Here is a 4,073-nt window from a genome sequence, read left to right on the forward strand (position 1 = left end):
CCCCTCCCCCCACGGGGACGGGGAGACGACGGCGGCGGCCCGCCGGGTCCTGGCCAACGCCGCCCCGGCGGCCCTCGCCCGGCTGCTGGGCGAGGATCCCGGGCCCGCGCCGGAGGGCGCCCAGCTCAAGGTCAACATGGTGCTGCGCCGGCTGCCGCGCCTGCGCGACCCGGCCGCCGACCCGCGCGAGGCCTTCGCCGGCACCTTCCACATCGCCGAGGGCTACCGGCAGCTGGAGACCGCGTACACCGAGGCGGCGGCCGGCCGGATCCCCTCGGCGCCGCCGTCGGAGATCTACTGCCACTCGCTCACCGACCCGTCGATCCTGGGGCCGGAGGCCGTCCGGCAGGGGTGGCAGACCCTCACCCTGTTCGGCCTGCACCTGCCCGCCCGGCTGTTCGCCGACCCGGCCGCCAAGGAACGCGCCCTGGCGGCGAGCCTCGCCCAGCTCGACGCGGTGCTCTCCGAGCCGCTCGCCGACTGCCTGGCCGTGGACGCCCACGGGCGGCCCTGCGTCGAGGCGAAGACCCCGCTCGACCTGGAACGGGAGATCGGCCTGCCGGGCGGTCACATCTTCCACCGCGACCTCGCGTTCCCGTTCGCGACGCGGGAGCCGGAGGGCGCCGCCGCCCGCTGGGGCGTGGCGACGGCGCACCCGAACGTCCTGCTGTGCGGCGCGGGCGCGATCCGGGGCGGCGGCGTCAGCGGGATCCCGGGCCACAACGCCGCCCGCGCCGTCCTGGAGGACCTCCCCCGGTAGCCACCGGCCCGGAATCGAAAACGGGCTGTTCGCTCCAGGCTCGCCCGGAACCGCCGGGGTTGAACGGCCACCGGGCGACGGGGCAGGATCCGACGCCATGAGCGCCCTCCGGAGGACAGCCAAGTCCTGTCCGACAACGTCGAGTTCACTCACCAGCGCGCCCCCCGGACCAGCCGCCCGCCGGCCGGTCCACGCGTTCGGGGAGGCGGCCGCTTGAGCTCTCCCGCCCCCACCCCCACCACCGGTAAGGCCGACACGACCGGCGGCGCCGACGACTCCGTGATGATGGAGTGGCAGCCCCCGGGCAGCGACGCGGAGATCATCGACGGCACCAAGACCACCCTGCGCGCCACCGCCCGCGCCCTGCCCCGGCTCCTCGCCCTCGCGCTGCGCCTCGGCCGGCAGGCCGACCGGCCCGCCCTGGCCGTCCTCCTCTCCTGCGCCGTGGCCTCCGCCGTCGCGCAGGCGTGCGGCCTGCTGGCCACCACCGGCATGATCACCCAACTGGTCGCGGGCGCCGGCACGATCGCCGACCGCCTGACCCGCTCGGTCCCGTCCGTGACCTTCCTCGCCGCCATGTCCGGGGCCTCCGCCCTGCTGCGCATCACCAGCGAGTGGGCCGCCGAACGGATCGGACCGAAGATCGCCCGGGCCGCCGAGCTGGAGCTGATCGACGCCGCGACCCGCGCCGAACTCGTCGCCTACGACGACCCCGGCTTCCAGGCCGCCTGGGACGCCGCCGACCGCGGCGCGAGCTCCACCCGAGACCTGCTCTCCCAGGCGCGCGACGTGATCGGCTACACCGCCAACCTCGCCGCCGCCGGGGTCGTGATCGTCACGATCCACCCCGTGCTGCTCCCGCTGCTCGTCCTCGCGGTGATCCCGCAGGCCCTGGCCCGCACGGCGGCCGCCAACGCCTTCTACCGGGCGATGATGTCCACCTTCGGCGCGACCCGCGCGGCCAACGTGCTGCGCTGGTTCCTCTGCGACCGCCGACTGGCCTCGGAGGTCCGCTCGAACACCATCGCGCCGTTCCTGCTGCGCATCCACCGCAGGGCCGTCGCCAAGGTCACCGAGGCCAGTGACAAGGCCGCCCGCCGCAGCGCCGTGCTCGGCCTGTACGGCGCGGTGGCGTCCGGGGTGGGAGCGTGCCTGGTCTGGGGCGGCCTCGCGTGGCTGCTCGCCGACGGCCGCGTCACCCTGGCGTCGGCCGGCACGGCGGTGATCGCGCTGCGCGCCGCCGCCTCGGACCTGCACGTCGCCGCCAACTACAGCGCCGCCGTCCACCGCACCGGCCTGTACGTCGGCGACTGGCAGAAGTTCATCGTGCTGGCCCGGGCCCAGCGGCTGGACCGCGGCACGCTCGCCCCGCCGGCCGGGACGGCGGTGATCGAGGCGCGCGGCGTCACCTTCGGCTACCCGGGCTCGGACCGGCTCGCCCTCCAGGGGGTGGACTTCCGGGTCCGCCGGGGCGAGATCGTCGCCGTGGTCGGGGTCAACGGCGCGGCGAAGTCCACGCTGATGAAACTGCTGTGCGGCCTGACCCTGCCCGACAGCGGGACGGTGACCTGGGACGGCGTCGCCACCCGCGACCTCGACCCGGACCTGCTGTGGCGCCAGACGGCGCTGGTCCAGCAGGACTTCGCGCACTGGCCGCTCACCGCGCGGCAGAACATCACCCTCGGCCAGCCCGGCGAGGAGGGCGACGGCCCCGTGCTGGAGGCGGCCGCGGCCACCGGCGCGGACGAGGTGATCGCCGAGCTGGCGCACGGCCTGGACACCCTGCTGGCCAAGGAGTTCTGGGGCGGCGCCGAGATCAGCGAGGGGCAGTGGCAGCGGGTGGTCACCGCGGCCGCCTTCCACCGGGCGCGCTCCGGCACGCTGCTGATCCTCGACGAGCCGACCAGTGCGATGGACCCGAGGGCCGAGCACCGGATCTTCACCGGTCTCGCGGACGTCGCCAGGGACTGCGCGACGGTGCTGGTCACCCACAACCTGGAGAACACCAGGGTGGCGCACCGCATCGTGGTGCTGGACCACGGCAGGGTGATCCAGGAGGGGACGTTCGACCGGCTGGCCGCCGAGCCGGGGATGTTCGCCGACCTGCGGGCGCTGCAGCACGACCGGACCTCGGCGGTGCCCGCCCAGCGGACGGACCCCGACGGCCCGTGACGGACCGTCCCCAGGGAGGCCGGGGCCGGCCCGGTGGCGTCCGGGCCGGCGTTCCGGCGCGGCTCAGACGTGCAGCTGGGCGGCGAGCTTCTCGGCCAGCGCGCGCAGCGGCTCGCCGGTGAGCGCGGCGTCCGGGGAGGACGCCTCGGTGCCCTGGCCGACCAGCAGCGCGAGGTCGCCCTTGCCCGCGACCGCGACCCGGGCGATGGCGATCGACCCGGGACCGGGCGCCGTCTTCGCCTGGCCGGGGGCCGGCTGCTCGGCGGAGACGGTGAACAGCTCCTCGGTCGTGAGGTCGCCGGCCTGCTGGATGTAGGGCAGCGCCAGGTTGACCGCGACCTTCTCGGCCGGGGCGGCGACCACGCCGATCTCCACCGGGGTCGCCCCGGCGTTGTAGGAGCACCACACCTGGATGTGCTCGGGCCGTGCGGGCAGCGTCGCCACCGCCGGGCCGGGCGTGCCGCCGGTCGGGCCCGGCAGGGCCTCCTCGGCCGGGACGACCTCGGCCCGCACCGGCTTGCCCGTCCCGCTGTCCGGGGTGACACCGCGTTCGATCCCGGTCGCCTTCAGCGCGCCGGCCAGGTCCAGGCCGAACGGGCACGACGGGTCCGGACCGAGGCCCCGCACCGTCGACTTCAGCTTGGCGAAGGAGAGCGTGCCGCCGCCGGAAGCGCCGTCCGTGCCGCCGGACGACGCGCAGGCGGCCGTTCCGAGCAGGAGCCCGGCCAGGGCCAGCGGAACGAGCGCGGACTTACGGTTGGTTGTCATCCGGTCAGCCTAGTGTGCCGGGGGAACGGCCCTCCCCGGCGTTGCGGCACGTGCTGCAGGTGTGCCAGTGCGGCCTCGGCCGCGGCCGGTCGGGATGGTCCTCCCGGTGCGGAGCGAGGGTCATGTCGGAGGTGTCGAGCCCGCACATGGTGCGCGGGCCGCAGGCGCCCGAGGCCTCGGTGGGGGCGGTGTGCGCGCGGCGCACCGGGATCCCGGGCTCCGCGGGCGTGTGGCCGGGGCCGAGGATCCTGATGTTGGTCGGTGTGTCCGGTTCCAGTACGACGACGATGTCCATCTCCCCAACGTGGCCGCGGGAGCGGCCCGCCGCACCCGCACGGCGGCATCCGGCCCAACCGGCGCGGGCCGGGCCCGG

At 75.9% G+C, this 4,073-nt stretch carries 4 protein-coding genes; 2 read left to right on the forward strand and 2 right to left on the reverse strand.

The window, feature by feature from the left end; translation table 11 throughout:
* The coding region (locus tag ABD308_RS10775) for a phytoene desaturase family protein (RefSeq protein WP_486327016.1) at positions 1 to 760 on the forward strand (760 nt) is incomplete at its 5' end.
* A gap of 213 nt (positions 761 to 973) precedes the next feature.
* The gene (locus ABD308_RS10780; protein ID WP_344331545.1) at positions 974 to 2,932 is read left to right on the forward strand and encodes an ATP-binding cassette domain-containing protein; all 1,959 of its coding nucleotides are present in this window, start codon (positions 974 to 976) and stop codon (positions 2,930 to 2,932) included.
* Between the two features lie 63 nt (positions 2,933 to 2,995).
* Here ABD308_RS10780 and ABD308_RS10785 read toward each other — a convergent pair whose 3' ends face one another.
* Positions 2,996 to 3,700, reverse strand: coding sequence for a hypothetical protein (locus ABD308_RS10785; protein ID WP_344331547.1), 705 nt, complete (start codon positions 3,698 to 3,700; stop codon positions 2,996 to 2,998).
* Positions 3,701 to 3,704: 4 nt separating this feature from the next.
* Positions 3,705 to 3,995: a hypothetical protein gene (locus ABD308_RS10790; protein ID WP_344331549.1), complete on the reverse strand. Its 291-nt coding sequence runs from the start codon at positions 3,993 to 3,995 to the stop codon at positions 3,705 to 3,707.
* Between the last annotated feature and the right edge of the window lie 78 nt (positions 3,996 to 4,073).

Source organism: Kitasatospora putterlickiae (assembly GCF_039527695.1).
Lineage (GTDB): Bacteria > Actinomycetota > Actinomycetes > Streptomycetales > Streptomycetaceae > Kitasatospora > Kitasatospora putterlickiae.